Source organism: Prevotella sp. 10(H) (assembly GCF_000711235.1).
Lineage (GTDB): Bacteria > Bacteroidota > Bacteroidia > Bacteroidales > Dysgonomonadaceae > Dysgonomonas.
In genome coordinates this window covers 441,165-463,615 of record NZ_JOMI01000001.1, presented here as the reverse complement: position 1 = coordinate 463,615, position 22,451 = coordinate 441,165, and the positions used below count along the sequence as shown (strand labels likewise).

Genomic DNA, 22,451 nt, shown 5'->3' with positions numbered 1-22,451 from the left:
TTTTTTAAGCAAATGATAATGCTTTTTTCCGTACTTTTGTTTGCTTATCCAAATAATAATGAATCAATATGAAGAAAGAAATAATTTTTCTACTACTTAATAACTTTGCCGACTGGGAAGGTGCTTTTATTGCGACGTGTTTAAACTCAGGAGTAAAGCCGGGCAATCCGATAAAGTATCAAGTAAAAACCATGTCTCTGTCGAAGGAACCTATTACCTCTATCGGTGGATTTAAGGTATTGCCGGATTATGATATTAACAGTCTGCCGGACAGCTATGCCGGATTGATACTGGTAGGAGGTATGAATTGGTTCGAACCGGAAGCTATGCAAATAGTACCGCTGGTAGAGGAAGCCATTGCCGAAAATAAATTGGTCGCAGGAATATGCAATGCGTCAGTTTTTCTGGGAATGAACGGCTTTCTCAATGATGTGAAACATACAAGTAACGGGCTGAACTATCTGAAACAATATACCGGAGCTAATTATACAGGCGAGTGTAATTATATCAATAAACAAGCGGTAAGGGATGGAAATATTGTAACAGCTAACGGGCTTGGCCATGTCGAATTTTGCAGGGAAGTTCTTTATGTTTTAAATGCCGATTCTCCTGAGGTCATTGAAGAAGCTTATTCTTATTACAAAAATGATTTTTTTCCGCAATAGAGTTTATCAGACTTATACAACATTGACAGAAAGACAGAGCGATCATATTGTTGCAATTTGCTCTTTGCATCATTACACTCATATTTAGTATAGTATATAAATTAACCCTGATAAGTTCGATGCTGAAAAAAATATCCTCTCTTTTATCCGGCATATTTGGATGCAAACCGAAAAATGGAAAAAGTGACATTAACAGAGAAGTTGAAGATTCATTAACAGCCTTCAAAAACAGGCGTATTTATAAAAAACTAACCAAAGAAATCATTGACTCAGTAAGCGACGATGATCTTGTACAAGTCGTATTTGACAACATCTGCACATGCATGAAACCGGATTACAGTAATGATTATGATGTGGTTATCAAATTATCTGCCGGACAACAATCCATATATTCTACATGGTGTGTAGAGGCTGAAGTCAATAATGGAGGTTTCAACCAGTTTTACTTCAATTCAAGTGAAAGATTCGCAGATATGGCAGTTAATGGCTTCTTATTGATAGGCGCCGAGCAACATTACAAATTAATGAAAGAAGCTAATAAGGTATACAGCGAAAATAAAGAAAAACTCGGGTCGTATAACGATGGCACACTTCAAAGTTTCAGTGAATCATACAAAGATAATCCCCTGAAAGAACTCGATAAAATATTCTACGAATTGGAAGAGGATCTTAACGAATTGAGAGTAAAATATATCCGCGTACATTATCAGGAATTTATACAATAAATATTGTGGATATCAGATAGAATACCTGCTATGGCAATAGAAACAAAATATTTTGACAACAAAAAAGATTGGCGGAAGTGGCTGACTGACAACTTTGATACTGCCAACGAAATCTGGTTTGTATTTCCCATTAAATCTTCGGGTAAAAAAAGCATTACATACAACGACGCTGTAGAAGAAGCCCTTTGTTTCGGGTGGATTGACAGTACGATAAAGTCGCTCGATAAAGAACATCAAATCCAGCGTTTCACGCCCAGAAAGACTAAAAGCGCATACTCGCAAGCCAACAAAGAAAGGCTTAAATGGCTATTGGAAAATAAAATGATACATCCGAAATTGGAAGATGAAATACGAAATATTTTGTCTGAACCTTTTATTTTTCCGGAGGATATAGTTGAAAAATTGAAGGGAGATAAAATAGTATGGGAAAATTATCAACAATTTTCCGATGCATATAAACGTATCCGGATTGCATATATTGAAGCAGCAAGGAAACGGCCGGAAGAATTTGAAAAGCGGTTAAACAACTTTATCAATAAAACGAAAGATAATAAAATGATAACCGGATTCGGCGGAATTGAAAAATACTATTGATCCGGATAAAATGCCGGCTCAAATCAGGATATAGACGCACGGTATGTGCGTCTCATACCTTTTCCTTTTAATTTATCTGTTTCGTAGCAGCAATGACAATTTCCCGTATACATACATTTTGCGGTTGGCTATATGCATAAACTATGGCGTTGGCTACATCCTGTACAGACAAGACGCCTCCCATTTCTTCTTTCCAAAGGTTGTAGTCTTTTTTTATTGTTTCGTCGGTCGTATGCGTTAGTAGTGTCGTATCTACTGCACCGGGTTCGATTGTGATTACACGGACATTATGGGGAGCCATCTCTTCGCGCAGGTTTTCGGATAATCCTGACACGGCAAATTTAGTTCCTACATATGCCACATGGTTAGGGAATGACTTGATTCCGGCAATAGAACTGATATTGATTATGGTTCCTTTCTTTTGCTTTACCATAGTTTCTGCAACAGCATGAATACCATTCAATAATCCTTTTACATTCACATCAAACATAGTATCCCATTCTTGCGGGTCTTGGGATATGATGTTCCCTAACAACATAACTCCTGCATTGTTGATAATAGCTCCTGCCGGTCCATATTTGCTTTCGGCAGATTGAACAGCCTCTTTCAATGCTTCCCTGTCGGTTACATCTACAGACGTGCAAATTGCATCAGGGAGGCTCAATGCCTGCATTGGTTCTGTCCGTCTAGCCAAAAGCAATAACGGATGTCCCATTTTGGAAAACTGTTTGGCTGTTTCCATTCCAATTCCCGAACTTGCCCCGGTGATTATTATAAGTTCTTTTTCCATTTTGATTTTATTTTAATTACTACAGATATAAACATCTGTATCTAATTATTGTTGTTAATTTCTTTAATCAGAATGCTGGAAGAACCGGATATTTAACCGGAATGTATTTTCATCACAATAAAAAAATACTTATCTTTGCCGGATGACAAAAAATCTACATAAGTCGGATTTGGTTTAATAAACAATCTGTATTTCCTTACAGGTTGTCCTTTCGTATATTCTTGAGTAATCCTATTCGAGGGTAATTTCTATTTATATAAATAATTAAAAAACTGTGTACAATGATGAAGGCATTGTTATGCTTCAATTGTATGCACAACACATTACAACAATGAATAACGAAAATATTACAACTATTCACGAATTCGACTTTAATTTAATCTGCGAGTTTTTCTTACATCTCGAACGCCAAGGGCCGGGTAGCCCCGAAGTTACGCGGAAAGCACTCAGCTTTATAGACAACCTGACCGCTAAATCCCTCATCGCCGATATCGGTTGCGGTACAGGCGGACAGACCATGACATTGGCCACACATGCGCCGGGAAATATTACAGGCTTCGATCTGTTTCCGGAATTTATTAATCTGTTCAATGCGAACGCCGCGAAACTGAATCTTCAGGATAGAGTAAAGGGTGTTGTCCGTTCGATGGACGATCTTCCTTTCGGGGATGAGGAGTTAGACCTTATCTGGTCCGAAGGAGCAATCTATAACATCGGCTTTGAACGGGGGCTGAACGAATGGCGGAAATTTCTGAAAACAGGAGGATACATCGCCGTTTCCGAAAGCTCATGGTTTACCGAAAAGCGCCCTTCGGAAATTGAGAACTATTGTATGCCGCATTTCCCCGAAATGGATACCATTTCCAACAAAGTAGCAATAATAGAGAAGGCCGGATATATTCCCGTAGCTACCTTTATTCTGCCTGTAACTTGCTGGACAGACCATTATTTTACCCCAATGATCAAGGTGCAGGAAATGTTCCTTAATCAACATAAAGGAAATAAGGCTGTCGAGAAATTCGTAGAACTTCAACGTTATGATGCGGAAATATACCGCAAGTACAATGAGTTTTACGGCTATGTGTTTTACATCGGAAAAAAGATATAACAATGGAACAGTTAGAAACATATGGTTGGAGCGATAAGCTTCACCAACTGAAACAGCAGTCTCCACATTCGTCATTGTCCCACGGACGGGTAGCCGTTGTGCATCGCACTTGCTATGAAGTCATTTCCGAAAACGGGCTGTTGCAATGCGAACTGACGGGAAATATGCTATACGGCAAACCGGACTATGAACTGCCTTGCGTGGGCGACTGGGTAATTTTCCAGCCCTTCGATGAAGGCAAGGGAATTATTGTAGACATGCTGCCCCGTGAACGGACACTGTACCGTAAGAAAAGCGGGACGGTTGCCGACAGGCAGGCCATTGCTTCGTATGTCGACAAGGCATTTATTGTGCAAAGCCTCGACGATAACTTCAATATGCGCAGGGCAGAACGCTTTATGGTTCAGATATTGGAGGAAGATATCAGTCCTGTATTGGTACTCAACAAAGCCGATCTGGAATTTGACAGGCAGAAAGTTGAAGAACAAATCCAGCATATTGCCCGTCAGATACCTATATTTTATACCAGTATTCACCGACCCGAAAGTGTAAGTCTATTACGGGAGTTCATATCTGAAGGCGAAACCGTTGTATTTGTCGGTTCCTCGGGTGTCGGTAAAAGTTCTCTGGTGAATGCTCTAAGCGAGAAAGCGGTACTACTTACGTCCGATATAAGTGCGTCTACAGGAAAAGGGCGGCATACGTCGACCCGTCGCGAAATGGTATTGATGGATGGTTCGGGCGTTCTAATCGACACTCCGGGCGTTCGGGAATTTGGCTTAACGGTAGATAACACCGACTCACTTGCCGAAATACTCGATATTTCCGATTATGCCGGATCGTGCCGTTTCAAAGATTGTACACATACCAACGAACCGGGCTGTGCAGTTCAGGAAGCTGTAGATAATGGCCTATTAGATGCCAAAGTATATGAAAGCTTTCAGAAACTGAAGCGGGAAGCATGGCATTTCACTACTTCGGAACATGAGAAACGTAAGAAAGAGAAATCGTTTACCAAACTTGTGGAAGGAGTGAAAAAACTGAAAGGTATCTGATCTATTTAGTATATTGCGGAGTTCTTCGGATACTCCGCACTATATATATTATATTAGTTTGCATTTGTTATTATTCCGATATGTAAAAAAATATCTTTAATCTATTATTTCATAACTAACCGGAGTAGGATTGTCTATGTTGTCTATAGCTGCTCCAACTTTAAGCACGTCATTGATAAATGATTTCTTCTCTTCTTTTGTCATATAAGAATCGAACTTAATACTAATATGAAGTCCGGAAAACCCTGCACGATTGGCTTCACTAATACCTAATGCTTTCGAAAAATCGATCTGTCCCTCAACTGTAACCCTTATGTTGCTGATAGCTAAATTTCGTTGCAAGGCCAATAACTGCATTGTCGATATCACACAACTACCATATGCTACTGAAAGCATTTCGGGAGGAGTAGGGCCTAAATTATCCGCTCCGAATTCTTTTGGTTGATCTACTATTATGGAATGATCGCGTACTTTACAAACCAAAGTACGGTTTTTTAACTGTGATATCTCTGCTTTCACATTATAAATCGCACTGTTTTGGGGATTTTCCTGTGAAAATGAATTTGCAGCAAAAAGAAGAAATAGAGTGAAAATAATCTTTCGTGTCATAGTTTTTATTTTCTTGTTTTAATCGTTTTATTTAATATCATATTATCAATTCTGGCATATTTACCTTTGACACAGCCTTCGCTATCTGTCAGATAAAATACAGGAGTGGATATTACTCCATAGTTTTTAAAATTCTTCCCTTCAAATCCTTCATAATCGCATAACTTGTCAGGCCATGGATGATCTTTCGATTTGCTCTCAAAAATTTCTTGATTCCTATCGGCTGATATCGATATAATCCTGTAACCATTATGGGTTAATTCTTTATAAGTATCGGCTAATTGTTCCATTTGCCATTCACAATTACCGCAACCTGTGTCATAAAAGACAATAATTGTATTTCTGTAAAACGTGTCATTTACTCCTGCCAATGGAGGTGCTATTCCACCCTTTTCTAACCGGGAAGCTGTCAGAATGCGGGAAGCTACAACACTATATTCGTTTTCGGGAACATCGATGGCGTAAATAGCATAAGCAGTGATAGATGCAGCAGCATTATCTAAACCATATTCGTCAAAAAGTTCTATCAGGTCATTAGAGATATGAATAGCAGTTTTAGGATAATCTTTATTAATCCGATCGATGGTATGTTTGATTATTGGAACAAATTCCTTGGCAAAGGTTTCAGATGAAATATCAGGACGGACATAAAAAGCAACCCAGTATTGAATATAATCTTTCCATAAGGATGTGTTTTCAATAGCTTGAAAGTCGAGTTCTTTTTCGATAAACTCTTTAGCAGATTGTAAGTCTGTTAACGATCTAATGTTTTTTAATAATGGCAACTTTTCCTTTGCTGTCAGAAATCCTGTAGATTGCTGGGCACTGACAGATATGGATGATAACATTATCAGGCATAAAGATAAAATCCTGTATAGCATATATTTCTGTTTCATAATGTCTTTATTTAATAAAGCAGGCGAATTAAACCGCCTGCTAATCAAACTTTAATAAATCATTTTTCCACTTTTTGCATCGAACGCTACTAATGCATTACTGGTCAGCTTTAATCGCTCTGACCATACTTAGAACTCCACCTTATAACTTATATTGGGCATTACCACCGATGATTTAAGCATTTCAACCTCTTGTTTCTTATAATTGTACAAATGGTCTTCATATTCTTTATGACCTGTTGCGTTTATTAGTTTGAATGCAAACTCATGACTCAGATTCTTTTTATTTATTCTGTAATTTGTTGTGACACTACTTATAAACGCAGGATTCAATTGTTTTTCGTATGCTCTGGATGTATCAAATACAGCATCTTGTTCTATTTGCGATGCGGCTTCATCTATCGGAGAATAGCGGTCGCCTCCCTGATATGAGAATCGAAGATTTACTCCTAATGTATTCAGCTTGCGTCTTCCCACTTTCCACTCTTTACCTCCAAGCGCATTAAACATGAAGCCCCTGTTCAGGCGAGTGTCACGCCAGACACCGTCACCACCTTTATAACGGGAATCGAAAACCGAACCGGTAAGCAGATAATAGTATCCGTCAGCTAAATATCTTTCTAGTGTAACTTCCACTCCATAGTTACGTCCTTTTCCCTCATTTACCAAAGCTTTATTAAGATACCAGTCCTTCTGGTTGATTATCGAGTAAGAAGTACCGTCCTCTACAGGAACATCATATAAATATTGGAAGTATGGCTCTACCTTGATATGTACATTATCCGAAACCGACCAGTCATAAGAAAGAACAATATGATGCGCCTTTGCAAAATCTAATTTCTTATTCACAAGCTTATCTCCCGTTTGAGGTGTAGTCACAAAATAATAATCCAGTTTCTCGTGACGGCTGTGTTTTCCATATGCTAAAGCCAATGAATGTTTAGGAAGCATCTGCCATTGTATGCTGGCACGAGGCTCTATTGTCCAATTTTTATTTAAAAAGAAATACTGTCCGCTAACTCCAATATTCGTAGTTACATTATTACTCAAACGAAAAGTAGAGTTTGTAAAAGCAGAAGCCAGATAGGTGCTTCCATTGTCCTTCGCAAAGTTTTCAATCGGCTGATTCGTAGTTGGGAATGACGGACTGATACTATAATCCATATCATAATGCAGATTCGATATATTAATACCTGTACGGTTGCTATGTCTTGCACTGAACTTTTTATTTACATAGGAATTAAACGAAACATTCCAATTAGAGCCTTGCATATCCGCTATCTTTGTAGGCACCTTATTTGTATCATAAGAATCTGCAAAAATGCCGTTTTCACTATATGTCACAGCCAATGCACTTTTGATATATGTATCGTTATTGAAAAAATATTTATGCCCTATTCCGCCTGCACCCATCGTCTGTTTAAATGTTGCAGATGTATTATCATCCGCCGTCTCCCATTTAGATATATCTTCCTCCTCTTTATTTTTGAAACGGTCTATTACACCTATTCCCCAAACGGATAATGTTCCGGCTTTCTTGGAGGGGAAATTAAGTTTAAACGATAAATCCTGATATCTCATTCCGGCCGCATCACCCAGCATATCACCAAAAATATCACCGGCTAAAGCCATAGTCGCATAGCGATAGTTGAACAAATAAGAAGCCTGTCCACCTTTCTTAAACGGACCTTCGGAACTGAACTCCAATCCCATTGTTCCTATCTGTGCCGTATGCTCATGGCTCCATCTGTTTCCGTTACGAAGATTCATATCGAATACTCCCGATAGCGCATTGTTATATTGTGCAGGAAATGCCCCTGTGAGAAAATCAGAATTAGCTAACATCTGAGAGCTCAAAGCTGTCAATATTCCACCTCCAACTCCGGTAATATCGGGAAAGTGTGTCGGATTGGGTATTTCCACTCCCTCCAATCGCCATTGTAAGAATTGAGGAGAGTTACCTCTGATCGAAATAGCATTACTGGATACATTTCCCGCTACTCCTGCAAAAGCGCTAACCAAACGTGCCGGATCGTCATAACCTCCCGCATAACGGCTTGCCTCGTCCACACTTAGCATACGCGCGCTTGCCAATGCAATATTATTAAATGGCTCCTGTTTGTTTACTTGCGGTGTTACGACTACTTCCTGCAGCTTATTTATATTTTCTCTAAGCGAGATAGTTATAAATGCTTCTTTGGATGTTGATACCACGACTTCTCTGAATATCATCGGCTCGTATCCGATATAGGATGCCTGTACATCGTAACGACCAATCTTCAGACCTTCGATAGCAAAGTTTCCATTTTCATCGCTGATCACTCCCTGCGATTGCGCAGAGTTCAATAATGTTATAGTTACCGATGGTAACGATTCTCCTGAAGCCATGTCGACAACAACGCCTCTAAGCGCTTTTCCTGTTTGCCCGAACAATGTTACAGACACAATAATCATTATGGAAAGAATAAATATTTTTCTTGATTTCATATTAATTTTTTTAATTGATTTTGAACAAATTAGGAAGGATAAGAATCCATATCTTTAGGTATTGAAGCAGGCGGAATTGAACCGCCTGCTAATCAAACTTTAATAAATCATTTTTTGTAATAAAATTATTCTTCCCATTTCTTACAACGGACACTACTTAAAATAAAACGTTGTGCTTTATAGTCTCTATCCATTTTATTTTTATCTGCACGATAACTGCGGGCATATGTATCTTGCAGATACCTATAATTTGTTGCAGTAGCCCACCATGTTGTATGTTCACCTACACGAAAAGGTAAATTATTTAGTATTTCACCTACCAAGAGACCATTGAATCCGGTACCATCATTTTTACTTTGTCCTCCTGATGGCTTGGCTGCAAAAGGGTTTGGTGAAATGAAGGCAGGGCCCCAATTTCCTCTAATTCCTGTTTCATATCTTGCTGATTCGTACCAGAGATTCTGAGACGGCATAGTCGAATACTTATTTGGTTCTGAAGCAATAGCTTTTTCGAGTTCGCTCCAGTCAAAATCACTTGGTAATACCCAACCTTCGGGGCAAATACCTTGCACCTTTGATCGTGTTTTTCCGGCTTCGCCTTCCTGTATAACTTCAGCAATTACACCATATGTGGCTGCCAGCCAGCTATATAATAATCCGGCTTCAGGATGTCTTTCTAATATAGTTTTATCTTTTAATGGATAATAGTAGGCTTTCAGTTCCGAATCAGTTATACTTGCCTTTGAAGATTCCACAATTGCACCCTTCCACATCGTTTCGTTATAGGTTGAACGAAGATTCATTGTCATCCAGCAACCGGCATCCCCAAAACGATGGGCAGTATATTCATTTTCTTCCAGGTCCATCACAGTTGCACAACAGTCGCAGTCTTTGATAGTAACAAATCTTCTTGTTTTCATTTCTCTACCTCCACTTCTGTATAAGGCATAAATCACTACTGTAATAGGGTTATTATTATCACGTCCGGCTGCGGTTTGCATCAGGGATTCTTTATATTTTACAGTAATGGTATATTTTCCACCGTTTGCCAAAGTTGGAGGGATATTAGGTTGTACAGTATAGCTTTCCACAGCCTCTTCGGCATCATCGATAAAGAAAGTCAGGTTACTGTTCCCATGTCCCATACTTGTGAAAGTATAATCGTATTTTTTCGTAAAATCCGCTTTATACGGTTCTCTTATCTTTAGTCTTCCACAGTCGCTATTGTCGTTTGACTGAACAACATCGAAACAATCTATCCCTGAAAGCCTTCCTTCACCATCAGGAATATTCATATCCCTTACCATAATGGTTCCTGCTAATTCCGGACCTGCATTTCCACAGTGATTGCTGACTACGACAGAGTAAGTACCTTCCTGAGTTTTTTGTATGTTGGGAATGGTATATGTGCTTACACGATAATCTGAAATTTCTTCATGTACCATAGCCCCGTTATGCAACCATCGATACGTGAATGGGGGAGTACATTCATTGAGTCTGACCTGCATACTCAGACTATTTCCGGCAACGATTGTCCCGGATGAGGGAGTCATTGTTACCTGTGCTATACTAGGTGATGTACAGGCTTTTTTTACTATTACTTCTTTCGTTAATGTATTGCCCGTTCCACAATGGTTTTCTGCCACAACACTTATATTTACGGTTGTTTCATTATCTGGAAAAAGAATAGTGGCTGTCCGGGTTCCCTGTCCATTTTCTATCTTTGCACCGTTATCGACTTGCCATGTATATTTGGTAGGATTATAAAATCCTTCTACCAGATAAGTTTTTACTTGATTCGGTTCTGCTGTATCGGCTCCGGTAGACCATCTTAATTCCGGAAAATCCGATAAGCTTACTGTTACCGGTAGGGATTTGTCAGATATGCATTCTCCGTTTACAACGGCAACACGATATGTCCCTATTTCATTGATGAAAAGTGTCTGACCCGTTTCAGGCAATAATATATCATCTTTATACCAATTGTATGTATAGGTTTCTGTTCCACTAACCATTGCGGTAAGGGATGTAGGTACACCTCCACAGATATACGGCACACCGGATATACCCGGTACTTTAGGTGCATTTCCCGAAAGTGTTTTGGTTTCCATTGTTTCGGAACTACAGAATACGCCTGTATTATCCGAAACTACGCAACGTAATACGAATTCTTCAGCAAAAGGTGCAATAACCGATATCGAAGGACCTTCGCCCAAATGAGTTGTGCCGTTATACCAATCTACCGTCACGGCAACCTGATGTGTAGTATAATAATCATCGTAGTTGATGAGTTCAAAATTAAGACGGCCTCCTTTACAGAAACTGCTAATGGTGGATAAAAGGCTTCCATTGACATGAACAATAGGCGGTATTAACGATTCGGATTGATTACTCACCACTACATCGATTTTATTGCTTGGGCGTGAAGTACAATCTCCGTCTTCCATCACCGCAAACCAACTACCCGTTTCGGAACTGCCAAGAGTTATGGGATTACCAGTTTTGGTTGTTTTTTGACCATCTCTATACCATGTAAGTGTACCCTCGGCAGGAACATTGAACGCCATTATACGTACAGTGCCGCTATTACCACAAATAATGCCATTGTTGGTGGCATGTATTACTATATTGGCAGATGGTGCAGCCGTATTGCTTTCTGTAATTTTTATGCGGTCGGAGGAATTTACACAACCGATGGCATTGACATATACAATATATTCTCCGGGGATGTTTGCTGTATACCAGATTCCTTGTCCCACTTCTACATCATGAAGTGTCCAGATATATGTAGCATTATTATCAGGGTTAGTTATATGCATGTACACTGCACCGTTCTGACATAATTGCCCGTTATTAGTGACATTTACCACTGGCTTTGCTATACTTTCATTACATAACTTTGAACCACATCCTTCCTGTACAAAAAGTAAATCACGGTGTTTTCCCGTACAATTGTTTGTAACACGTACAATTGCCGTACGAACTCGAGCTGTAGGATTTTCATTCACCGATATGGTAAATTTCCCTGTTGCAGGACTTATAACCTGCAAATTTATCATTGTCTGCCCCGATACAACTGTATAAGTATATGGTGTAGATATTCCTGAACATTGCTTTTCTTCTTTCGGTGTAAAAGGGCCACGACTACCTCCCTCACATACAAACGGAGGCTTTGTAGGGTCTACTCCTTGGCCATTTTCATCGACAAAACCAATATCGCTTTGGCCTTCGCAAAGGCTTATCCATTCCGCGCCGTTCCAATATTCATAACAGCCGTTATCAGTATTCATGATAGTAAGACCGATAGCTTTTGCTTTTTTCTCTGCATCGGTAATGCTACTCATATTAAGGCCGTTTCGCTGTTGACTGCTTAATTGGGGCAGACGAAAGCCTCCAGTTCCGTTAGATACTACTTCCAGAATGGAATAGTCCTGAGGGGCAATTCCATCGCCGATGGTTACCTGTGCATTGAGCCAGAAATTAGTTGCTAATAACATAACCAGAAATACAAGAATTCTGTACCTGTAAGATTTTGTGAAGGTTTTTTCCATACTTTTCTTCTAATTTTATATTTATGAGTTAATTTATAAAGCCATTTTAAGGTTATTGCATTGATTTACAATTGTTTTATCAATGAGGTAAGTCTTTCTCTTTTCATTTTTTTTGAATGTAACTTTTGGCCTGAAAGAATTTTCTTTCAGATTGCTATTTTTAAATCCTAATTTTGGGATATTTTATACGGGATTATTCATCATTATATGATAAATATGTTTTTATTTCCTAAAACCGAAAAAGGAAATAAGATTTAAGCTTTTTTATTCCGTAACGATACTGTCTTCTGTAATGTGAATTTGTCAAGTGAATTTTAATAATATCAATTGCTACAGTATTAACATTTCTACCCCTTCATTAATTCGTCTTTATTATTGTCAAGTAATTTTGTGCAAATATATTTATCAAATTACAAATAGAGTTGTCCTGTGTTGCTAACTTTATAATTATTAAAGGAACAGTGTGTTTTATGAATGTTGATAAAATCCATTATATATTTAAAGTTGGCAATCAAGGACAACACGTTTTTATACATGAAAGATACCTTTGCAGAAAATCCGTTTCTAAAATTTGAACATAAATTAATTAGATAATGATTATAAAAGCAGCATTAAACGGAGGAAGAACGAAGATTGATAATCCAAATGTACCGGTAACCGTCGAAGAGATTTTAAACGAAGCAGTACAATCAGTTATTGCCGGTGCACAGGAGATTCATTTTCATGTCAGGGATAAAAACGGCATAGAATCATTAAACGGACAATTTGTGGCTGAACAGATGTCGTTATTAAAGCGCTTTCTTCCACAGATACCGATTGGTATTAGTACCGGAGAGTGGATGGAGTCTGATGTTGATAAAAGAAAACAGTTGATAAAAGAGTGGACGGTTTTACCGGATTTTGTTTCCGTCAATATCAGTGAGGATAATTTTGAAGGTATCATAGAAATACTGTTAGAAAAGGGTATATCCATTGAGGCGGGTATTTCAACACCACAAGAAGTCATAGCACTGGTAAAGTCAGGATTATTGAAGCATTGCTTCCGCATCCTGATTGAACCGGACGATTTAACGCTCCAGGATGCACTGAATAATGTCTCCGAAATTGAGAAAATAATATTGCCGGTTCTTACCTCTCATGATATTCTTCTGCATGGTTATAATAATGATACCTGTTGGGGCTTGGTTGAGAAAGCATTTGAGCGAAAATATAGCACACGGATTGGTTTTGAAGATACCGTGTTTATTGATGAAAATATAAAAGCAACAAGTAATGCGGAACTTATAAAAAAGGCTCTTTCCTTAAAACAAACTATACACGACAGTTAATGATATGAACAAAATAAATCTTGAACAAAAATTGGGTCTTTTTTCAGATTACTGGTCACCTAAAATTGTTGGTGAGTTAAACGGACAACTCATAAAACTGGCAAAATTTAAAGGTGAGTTTGTCCGGCACAAACACGATAACGAAGACGAGTTTTTCTATGTTATCAAAGGAGTATTAAAGATAGAACTCCCTGATAAAGAAGTAACAATCAATGAAGGTGAGTTTATTATCATTCCTCGTGGTATAGAGCATAAACCTGTAGCAGAAGAAGAGGTTCATGTTTTACTTTTCGAACCTGAGACGACCTTGAACACTGGCGATACGACTAATGAATTAACTAAAGAAATACCAGAAAGGATATAAACTCGATTTCAATAATACTGAATATGCTGGAGAAATACATTCTTATTCTATGTCTTATGATAATGACTGTTTCATGCAACATAAAAGAAACAAGTGCAGACAATCCTTTCTTTACTGAATTTAACACCCCTTACGGAGTACCACCGTTTGATATAATAAAGCTGGAACATTATCTCCCGGCTTTCGAAGAAAGCATGAAACAACATACTATTGAAATAAACGCTATTATAAACAATACTGAAAAGCCCACATTAGAAAATACAATCATATCATTGGAACAATCCGGTGAAATGCTCGACAGGGTATCCAACGTATTTTACGCAGTAAAGGGAGCAAATACCAATCCAGAAACAGACTCCATTGCCAAAGTAATCCAACCCAAGCTGGCAGAACACAGCGACAATATCAATCTGAATACGGATCTTTTTAAACGCATAGAATCAGTAAAGAAAAACGATTACGAAGGACGTTCGAAAGAAGATCGACAGCTAATAGACAAATACTATAAAAATTTTATTCGCTCAGGCATTGCTCTGGATAAAGCAAAACAAACCCGCATGAGGGAAATCAATAAAGAGATGGGTATGCACATCCTCAGCTTCAACAACAATGTACTGAAAGAAACATCTGCCTACCAGTTGGTGATAGATAACGAAAAAGATTTGGCGGGACTTCCGTCCGACATCATTGCAGCCGCCGCTCAAACAGCCACAGAAAGAGGCCATCAAGGGAAATGGATATTTACCCTCGACAAACCCAGTTGGGAACCCTTCCTGCAATATGCAGACAATAGAGATCTCCGAAAAGAAATCTATACTGCATTTTATATGCGTGCCAATAATGACAATGATTTTGACAACAAAGAAAATATCAAAAGAATCGTATCTCTCAGACTAGAAAGAGCGAACCTTCTGGGGTACAAATCACATGCAGAATATGTATTGGACGAAACAATGGCAAAAACGCCGGAAAATGTGAATAAATTGCTTTCCGACCTATGGAAATATGCCATCCCAAAAGCGAAAGAAGAGTCATCTGACCTTCTGGCTATGGCGAAAAAAGAAGGCCACAAAATAGACCAAATAGAATCGTGGGATTGGTGGTATTACGCTGAAAAGTTACGTAAAGAAAAATATGAATTGGATGAAGAAGCAATTAAAGAATATCTTGTAGCTGACAATGTGAGGGAAGGAATATTTGCCGTAGCAAATAAACTATATGGTATCAACTTTAATAAAATAGATGTTCCCGTATATCATAAAGACGTAGAAGCCTTCAAAGTTACCGAAGCCGATGGAAAACTCATAGGGATTATCTACTTTGACAGCTACACCCGTCCGGGAGTAAAAAATCAAGGGGCTTGGATGGGAAGTTTCCGCAAGGAATCAATAAAAGATGGTAATCGAATTTATCCCATCATATACAACGTAGGAAACTATAATCCCCCGTCAGACGGCAAACCTGCCTTATTGAATCTTGACCAGGTAAAAACTATGTTTCATGAATTCGGACATGCCTTACACGGATTGTTATCACAATGTAATTACACAACACTTTCAGGCACGGCCGTTGCTCGCGACTTTGTCGAACTTCCTTCTCAACTGATGGAGCATTGGGCATTTCAGCCGGAAGTGATGAAAATATATGGAAAACATTATCATACCGGAGAAACAATCCCGGACGAACTAATTGCAAAAATCAATAATGCCAGAACATTCAATCAGGGATTCAAACTGACAGAAATGGTATCTGCAGCAATGCTGGATATGGAATATCACACGTTAACGTCGGTAGATAAAGTACGAGGCAAAACGGATTTTGATATTATCGAATTTGAAAAAGGTGTATTACAGAAAGCTGGTCTTATTGACGCAATCCTGCCTAAACATAGAAGTACTTACTTCAGGCACATCTTCAGCGAAAGTTACTCTTCGGGCTTTTATAGCTACCTGTGGTCAGAAGTTTTAGACGCTGATGCATTCCAGTCATTCATTGAAAAAGGATTGTTTAATCAGGAAACCGCCAAATCATTCAGAGATAATATTTTATCAAAAGGAGGCTCCGAAGAACCGATGATTCTTTATAAAAGATTTAAAGGAGCAGAACCGAATCCTGAGCATATGTTGAGAAACAGGGGGCTTGTAAATTAATACATAGGATAAATTAAAATTCAAAAATATGAAAGCATCAATAGCATTTTTCGAAATCCCTGTTCTTGATTTCGACAGGGCAATTAAATTTTATGAAACAGTATTGAATGTCAATCTCACGGCAATGGATTGCGGACACGATAAAATGGCATTATTTCCCGCAGAAAACGGTGTATGCCCCGGAGCAATCTCATGGGCAAAGGATAAACGGTTCCTCCCTTCCGAGAATGGAACAATGGTAAGCTTTAACATCGAAAATATCGAAAGGGCCATAAGTTTAATAGAAAAATTCGGAGGAAAAATACTTATCTCTAAAACAAAAATCGAAGGTGAAGAGAGTGGATATTTTTCAATCTTTCTCGACTGTGAGGGGAACAGGGTCGGACTATATTCCGATAAGTAAAAGAAATTTTGGAAATAAGGCCGAGACCACCAATCATTTTATTCTTTTTTCTAACAGATGCTTAAAAAGTTAATCAGATACGTTCTTTAACTTCGGTTAGAAGAAATTTTCTCTATAGGAATGTAAATTTCATTCTCTAACTTTGTGTGCTTGCCGGTATTCAAGTGGAGATAATCCGAAATATTTTTTAAAGGCCTTTGACAGACTATGCCTGCTGTGATAGTGTACATCATTTACAATATCATTCAGAGGCAAATCTGTTGTTACCATCAGATGTGCAATATATTCAAGGCGAATTCGCAGCATATAATTTCCGATACTTTCTCCTGTAATATCCTTGAAAACCCGTATTAAATAGAACTTAGAAAGGTTGGCTACTTTCGATAACCGCTCGGCATCTAACTCCTCAAACAAATGGTTGTTGATATAAGTAAGAACGTTGTTAACGATTTCATAGTGTATCTTCTTGGTAGTATTCTTTTGTTGCTGACGTTTCAGGGACGGAAGCCAGGTTTCAATCGCCTCTGCCATAGAGCGGTTTGCTGTATATTCTCCATTTTGAAAACAGTAACGACAATATTCATTTAATTTATTCCCATCACGATCGGTTCCTGAAAATTCTTTCTTTTCGATGTTTAGTGGCATCCCACAGCTCTGGCAATACCTTCTTTCAATATTTACCTGTTGCATTTATTTGAGTTTATTTTGCAAAAAAGATGTTTGATTCTCAAGCTAATTTTTTAAGATATTATATGAATAGAGGTACAAAATTTAGCGCCTCTATTCGTAATTGTTGTTTCTTCTCATTCTGCAAAAAGAGGTGAATATATTTCGATCAGATTTTCCTCCGGATCGTACAGATGAACGAAACGCATACCCCAATCGGGCATATCGGTCGGCTCGTTTATGAATTTAATACCTTTAGCCAAAAGGGTGTGATAGGTTTCGTCAACATTATCAACCTGAAAAGATACCATCGACTTTTCACGAAAGCCGACAGGCTGCATTTTGTCTGCATTACCAACGACAGGCGCCATCATATCGGATGTAAATATGGCCAGGCCCTCTATTCCGTCCGCCACTTTAAAACTTGCATAACACTCTTCAACATCCCATGCTGCTTCAAAACCGAGTTGTTGGGTGTAAAAATTGAAACACTTGCGGTAGTCTTTGACTAATAATCGTACATTAGTGAATTTCATATTTCTTTTATTTAGTTATATTACTCGTATAAGTCCTTTTTAAGAAGAATTCTATTTGTTATCAAAATCCCATATTCAGTTTAGGCGGCCCTATCTATGTAGTTCTCTACAAAGTTTCGTCTCTCTTAATTCGTGAACAAAACTAAAAAACAGCTTAATTTATGCAGTACGACTGTCGCAAAAGAAAGTATGACTATCGCAAAAAAGGGTAGTAGCTTAATATTAAAAAAGTACTATAAAAGGTATGATATTCGCAAAATAATATTCAGAGCTATTTAATAAGAGCATCATATCTCCAAAATTGCATGAATGAAGAAAAGGGGGAAAAGTCGTAAAATAAAATTTTTGATAAGATGAATCGTATTCAAAAAGGAAGAGTTGGAAAATTTACTTCCCAACTCTTACTTATTTCATCAATTATAGCGAAAATATAAAAAGGAATTATCTATTATTTTACTTGGCTATATCTCTGAATTCTTTAGGGGTCATTCCGTATTTTTCTTTAAACAGGCGGTAAAAGGTACTTTTATTGAGGAATCCTGCGGAAATATGAATGTATTCGATGGTATAGTTATCAGGCGATGTCAGTAATTCACGGCTGTATTCGAGCCTGTAGAAATTTATATACTCTGAAAAAGTCATATTTACATTATTTTGAATAGCCTGAGTCAAATATTGTCGGTTAGTACCAAGCTCCGATGCAAGCGACTCCCGTGTGATATTGGGTTCCCGGTAACAATGAGTTTCTATTAAATAGTTTTCTATTTTCTCAAATAAAGATTGGTCTTTAGAGATACTATCTGCTTGCTTATTTTCATTTACAGATGAGTTCAGAGTTTTCATCTCTTCGCGATATCTATCTAAGTCCTGATATTGTGCAAATATCTTTTCATTCTTTTTTCTTAGTTGTTTGGAATTATATTTCTGAACAGATATCACTATAATAAGGAAAAAAACAATCAACGACGAGAATAATAAAATCTGCATATGCCTTGTCTTATATTCTTTTTGCTTTCTCTCCGAATCGGTAGTAAGAAATTCTATTTTCAACAAACTCTCGGCTTCATTTATCTGTCTGGCTATATCTGTCCTGTTCAGAGAATCGGTGTATTGATAATACTCTTTCATCATCGAAAGAGCCTTCTTATGTTCCCCTTTAGCTTCCAGTATATCTATTTTCAATAAGCGCTCCTGGTCACGAGGCGTAGATAATCCACATTCTTCCAAAACAGATGGGTCAAATTTGTCGATATACTGATAGGCTCTGTCGTAATTATGTATTTTGTAATAATATTTGGAAAGTAAAGAATTCATGTAATGTTCCCTGCCGCGTTTGTCATAATCTTCACCTATAGACAAAGACATTTTGTTTATTATAGATTTAGCTTCTTCTATCTTATTTAACTTAATATAATTCTCGGCTCTAGGCGAATCTAAACTCCACCAATTGATAAAATTAACTGTTTGATCAGGTAATTTTGATGAATCGATTAAATTTTGCAATGAGTCTATATAAGAAAGAGACAGCATATAATCACCGTTCCAGAAAGCTGCGTTTATTTTAAATATAAGAATATTAATATCTATAGACTTTTTTTCTTCTCCTTCCAGATATTTGTTACTGCGGACAGAAGCTGTATCCAAAATTGCTAAAGTTCGATCAGGCTTATCCCTTGAAAGATATAATTCCGCTAGATATATATCAGACATAATTAACACATAATAATCTTTGAGAGCTTCTGCCTTCTTAGCTAAAAGAATGATCTTGTTTAATGCAAGATTATAACTATTGTTTTTGATCAAGCCTCCTATTATTTGTTGGTCTACTAATAATTCACCTCTTTCATAACCTGCCTTTTTATAATAATTCCGGGCAAGCTGCAGGTTATACATAATACTGTCATTATCAATATTTATTGGGTTTACACTAAATATATTATCCGGTTGATTATAATATAAGGCTATATAGTAATGAGCTGTACCCAAGTATCTGTCATTTTGTTGCCTTTGTGCTCCATCCTTTATATTTTGTATGTATTGAGGAATTTTCTCTACGTCTTTATTGTCTATGAGTATTTGGCTTAGTTCTTCCAGTTTCGTCTCATCAGTTTGCTTACAAGATGAGACTGTAAGCAGAAATATGCAGATTAAAAATATTCCCCACATGTATATATCTCTCATAATCTTTTTTTGTGTATCTAATGACAAAGACAAAGATACAACATTTCGATAATTACCTCAACATGTCGTTTATTGTCAAAGTAGGGGAATAAAAAAAACTCCCTAAATTGATCATTTAGAGCGTTTTGTCTTTTATTGTCAGATTCTTGTCTGTTAGTTTCTGACCTTTACGTGATCCGAGCGGGAACACTTTTTTATCTCGTAATAGCTATAATATTCAGCTTGTTATATATTTCTGGAAGACATGCCGTAACGAATTCGTAACGATTTTATATGATGTCTTTTCTTTGTGATGGCAAACCTCTGTAAGCCTGACTTCTAATTACAAATATACTGGTATTTTTTGAAAAACAAGTCAAATATTTAAATTAGAATCTTTATCTTTTTTTATTAAACCAGCGGTAAGGCCTGGTCCAAAAACTATATGTTTCAGTTTCTGTAGTGGATGAACGCCGGACAGTTGATTCTGTTTTTACAGGTTCTATTCTTTGATCCTTATCATCTTCATTCAGATATTCATCTTCAACATCAATAAACGGGTCTAACCAATCTGCTTTCTTTCTGGCCCATTCTAATTTCTGTGTAACTTCGTCATCCATTACATCGCTGGTTTTTAAATATTCTTCATAGTCCGCAATATATTGTCGGAGCATATTAGCTTTGCGAAGCCGCTCCGCCATATTGAACATCATCCTGAATTCCTTAAGCTCTGCTTGTCGATTAGCTTCAAACTTTTCACGCTCTTCCCTCTCCTTGGCTTCCTTTTCTTTGCGGATATGTTCTTCTTCGGCTACTCGGTCTTCCTTGATTTTTTTGGAACGGAATTCTAAATTGGCAATTATCTCTATTATCTTGTCTTCTAAACGAGTATGTGTTGTATCTTTATATGTAGTTGTATCCCTCCATTCTCCATAAATATTGAAATGAAGTTCTCCACTGTATTCTGTATCTCTGGTACTTGTCGCATCAGATTTCATACGTCGCCTCTCTGTCAGGTCTATCTTGATCTCTTCTCCATTAATCACCGCATAGGTTACAGAATTATATTCATTCTTTTTATGGATCTTTATACTATGACCTCTTAATCGTAAAACATTGATTACTGTCGAAAATATACATAACGCCCTATCTATAGTTTTTTCTCCAACGGATACATTTAAAGATTCTTTGATTTTACTTTTATAAGGATTTTTTCTTTGACTCCAGGGAATCATATCCTCTCTATGTTTTTCCTTCGTATCAATAATTAAAGGGTCTTTAGCGTATAAAATTTCGGGAACTTTAAATACGGATTGATCACCTTTACTTATTTCCTTTTCTATAATCTGTTGTGGAGTTAAGTAAGGTGCTAAATCCACTTCTTCATTTTCATCACCTGAAAGTAGTGCTTTATCTATATTCTTTCCATATATAAGCTTTGACCAGTAACCATTAGGAGGAAGCGGTATATTTGCAGCTGCACAACGTTTACCTAATTCTGCACCTGATATTTCTAAACGTTTGGATATAGCCGTTAATGGTTCTGTCCAAACCAGATCGTATAATTGTTTTCTTGTAAGTTTCATAGCAAAAGTTTTTAATATCTTCTTCTGGTATTGGCATATCTTTCATCAAAAGTAGGAACACGGGATTTCTCTATCCACTTGATCAGTTCATCTTCAAAAAAGTAGATTTTCTTTTCTACTTTATAGTAGGGAATCGTATTATTCCGTATCATTTTCTTTACCACCCTTTCAGTTTGGTCTAAAATCTCACATACTCTTTCAATACCAATTGGTCTGTGCTTATGAGCACCCAGTCCTAATCCGGTTTCAATACTTACTAAGACAGCTCGCATTTCGGCGATTTCGTTAATGAGATAATTAACAGCCTTTGGTACATTTTGGAGAGTTAATTCTTCTTTGTCGTTTGTATTTTCCATGCTATATAGTTTTAGTGGATAGTTAATCGGAATCGTCCCAGTCCCAGCTTACGGGGCCCAAATATTCCAGAATGGTCCGGTATTCTTTTTTATATCTTTTCAATCGATCTAAATCTTTAGTATCAGGTTCCGGCATTCTTGACAAATCCATATTGTGAGTTAAGTCATTCAATTTAACTCTGATTGCTATTTGGAAAAAACGGTAAAAACGACCCCTTAAAAACGGCGGAAAATGGCCATTAAAAAACGGTCGAAACTGACCCCTTGAAAACGGATGAAAGTGATCCCCTAAAAACGTTTCAAACTGACCCCGGCAAGGGTAATTGTTAAAAAGTTGTTCAAAGATGGTATTAAAAGTGTAAGATTTTGTTAGCTTGACCGGCGACCAAAATCAGAAGATTATGCCGAACATACCAATTAAG

Annotated in this window: 20 protein-coding genes; 9 read left to right on the top strand and 11 right to left on the bottom strand. The window is 37.5% G+C overall.

Annotation, left to right across the window (positions count from 1 at the left end; genetic code table 11):
• Positions 1 to 68 precede the first annotated feature (68 nt).
• From K348_RS0102115 to K348_RS0102105, 3 genes are all read left to right on the top strand, one after another.
• Positions 69 to 665, top strand: coding sequence for a type 1 glutamine amidotransferase family protein (locus K348_RS0102115; protein WP_029902437.1), 597 nt, complete (start codon positions 69 to 71; stop codon positions 663 to 665).
• Positions 666 to 784: 119 nt separating this feature from the next.
• Positions 785 to 1,390 (top strand): DMP19 family protein, encoded by a 606-nt coding sequence (locus K348_RS0102110; protein ID WP_051697507.1) that lies wholly within the window; start codon positions 785 to 787, stop codon positions 1,388 to 1,390.
• A gap of 30 nt (positions 1,391 to 1,420) precedes the next feature.
• Positions 1,421 to 1,984 carry a YdeI family protein gene (locus tag K348_RS0102105; protein ID WP_029902434.1) on the top strand — a complete coding sequence of 188 codons (564 nt, stop codon included), beginning with the start codon at positions 1,421 to 1,423 and terminating at the stop codon, positions 1,982 to 1,984.
• Positions 1,985 to 2,051: 67 nt separating this feature from the next.
• Here the strand turns inward: K348_RS0102105 and K348_RS0102100 are convergent, their stop codons facing one another.
• Positions 2,052 to 2,774 carry an SDR family oxidoreductase gene (locus tag K348_RS0102100; protein WP_029902433.1) on the bottom strand — a complete coding sequence of 241 codons (723 nt, stop codon included), beginning with the start codon at positions 2,772 to 2,774 and terminating at the stop codon, positions 2,052 to 2,054.
• Positions 2,775 to 3,072: 298 nt separating this feature from the next.
• On the opposite strand from K348_RS0102100, the gene K348_RS0102095 reads away from it, so the two are divergent.
• Both K348_RS0102095 and rsgA read left to right on the top strand, forming a co-directional pair.
• Positions 3,073 to 3,882, top strand: a complete 810-nt coding sequence (locus tag K348_RS0102095; RefSeq protein ID WP_156032755.1) for a class I SAM-dependent methyltransferase — start codon at positions 3,073 to 3,075, stop codon at positions 3,880 to 3,882.
• Between the two features lie 2 nt (positions 3,883 to 3,884).
• A complete protein-coding gene (rsgA, locus tag K348_RS0102090) occupies positions 3,885 to 4,937 on the top strand; it encodes a ribosome small subunit-dependent GTPase A (RefSeq protein WP_029902430.1) in 1,053 nt (350 codons plus the stop codon).
• A 96-nt stretch (positions 4,938 to 5,033) separates the two neighbouring features.
• On the opposite strand, the gene K348_RS0102085 is transcribed toward rsgA, so the two are convergent.
• The 4 genes from K348_RS0102085 to K348_RS0102070 all read right to left on the bottom strand — a co-directional run bounded on the left by K348_RS0102085 (position 5,034) and on the right by K348_RS0102070 (position 12,480).
• Entirely contained in the window at positions 5,034 to 5,546 is a 513-nt protein-coding gene (locus K348_RS0102085; protein WP_029902428.1) for an OsmC family protein, read from the bottom strand.
• 5 nt (positions 5,547 to 5,551) lie between these two features.
• Positions 5,552 to 6,442: a peroxiredoxin gene (locus K348_RS0102080; RefSeq protein WP_029902426.1), complete on the bottom strand. Its 891-nt coding sequence runs from the start codon at positions 6,440 to 6,442 to the stop codon at positions 5,552 to 5,554.
• A gap of 129 nt (positions 6,443 to 6,571) precedes the next feature.
• Positions 6,572 to 8,929, bottom strand: coding sequence for a TonB-dependent receptor (locus tag K348_RS0102075; protein ID WP_029902423.1), 2,358 nt, complete (start codon positions 8,927 to 8,929; stop codon positions 6,572 to 6,574).
• A 125-nt stretch (positions 8,930 to 9,054) separates the two neighbouring features.
• Positions 9,055 to 12,480: an FISUMP domain-containing protein gene (locus tag K348_RS0102070; protein WP_029902422.1), complete on the bottom strand. Its 3,426-nt coding sequence runs from the start codon at positions 12,478 to 12,480 to the stop codon at positions 9,055 to 9,057.
• A 593-nt stretch (positions 12,481 to 13,073) separates the two neighbouring features.
• Between K348_RS0102070 and K348_RS0102060 the strand changes: the two genes are divergently transcribed.
• From K348_RS0102060 to K348_RS0102045, 4 genes are read left to right on the top strand one after another with little or no spacing between them, the layout of a single operon-like run.
• Positions 13,074 to 13,808: a 3-keto-5-aminohexanoate cleavage protein gene (locus K348_RS0102060; protein WP_029902420.1), complete on the top strand. Its 735-nt coding sequence runs from the start codon at positions 13,074 to 13,076 to the stop codon at positions 13,806 to 13,808.
• 4 nt (positions 13,809 to 13,812) lie between these two features.
• Complete coding sequence (locus K348_RS0102055) at positions 13,813 to 14,172, top strand: cupin domain-containing protein (protein WP_029902418.1); 360 nt, start codon at positions 13,813 to 13,815, stop codon at positions 14,170 to 14,172.
• A gap of 23 nt (positions 14,173 to 14,195) precedes the next feature.
• On the top strand, positions 14,196 to 16,322 hold the full coding sequence (locus K348_RS0102050) for a M3 family metallopeptidase (protein ID WP_156032723.1): 2,127 nt from the start codon (positions 14,196 to 14,198) through the stop codon (positions 16,320 to 16,322).
• Positions 16,323 to 16,350: 28 nt separating this feature from the next.
• Entirely contained in the window at positions 16,351 to 16,725 is a 375-nt protein-coding gene (locus tag K348_RS0102045; protein WP_029902414.1) for a VOC family protein, read from the top strand.
• Between the two features lie 129 nt (positions 16,726 to 16,854).
• Here K348_RS0102045 and K348_RS0102040 read toward each other — a convergent pair whose 3' ends face one another.
• The 6 genes from K348_RS0102040 to K348_RS19490 all read right to left on the bottom strand — a co-directional run bounded on the left by K348_RS0102040 (position 16,855) and on the right by K348_RS19490 (position 22,180).
• Positions 16,855 to 17,415, bottom strand: a complete 561-nt coding sequence (locus tag K348_RS0102040) for a zinc ribbon domain-containing protein (protein WP_029902412.1) — start codon at positions 17,413 to 17,415, stop codon at positions 16,855 to 16,857.
• 113 nt (positions 17,416 to 17,528) lie between these two features.
• The gene (locus tag K348_RS0102035) at positions 17,529 to 17,927 is read right to left on the bottom strand and encodes a VOC family protein (RefSeq protein ID WP_029902410.1); all 399 of its coding nucleotides are present in this window, start codon (positions 17,925 to 17,927) and stop codon (positions 17,529 to 17,531) included.
• Positions 17,928 to 18,380: 453 nt separating this feature from the next.
• Positions 18,381 to 20,108, bottom strand: coding sequence for an AraC family transcriptional regulator (locus K348_RS0102030; RefSeq protein WP_029902408.1), 1,728 nt, complete (start codon positions 20,106 to 20,108; stop codon positions 18,381 to 18,383).
• A gap of 377 nt (positions 20,109 to 20,485) precedes the next feature.
• Positions 20,486 to 21,673 (bottom strand): hypothetical protein, encoded by a 1,188-nt coding sequence (locus tag K348_RS0102025; RefSeq protein WP_029902406.1) that lies wholly within the window; start codon positions 21,671 to 21,673, stop codon positions 20,486 to 20,488.
• A gap of 11 nt (positions 21,674 to 21,684) precedes the next feature.
• Positions 21,685 to 22,029 (bottom strand): helix-turn-helix domain-containing protein, encoded by a 345-nt coding sequence (locus tag K348_RS0102020; protein WP_029902404.1) that lies wholly within the window; start codon positions 22,027 to 22,029, stop codon positions 21,685 to 21,687.
• A 22-nt stretch (positions 22,030 to 22,051) separates the two neighbouring features.
• Positions 22,052 to 22,180 (bottom strand): hypothetical protein, encoded by a 129-nt coding sequence (locus K348_RS19490; RefSeq protein WP_255359396.1) that lies wholly within the window; start codon positions 22,178 to 22,180, stop codon positions 22,052 to 22,054.
• Positions 22,181 to 22,451 lie beyond the last annotated feature (271 nt).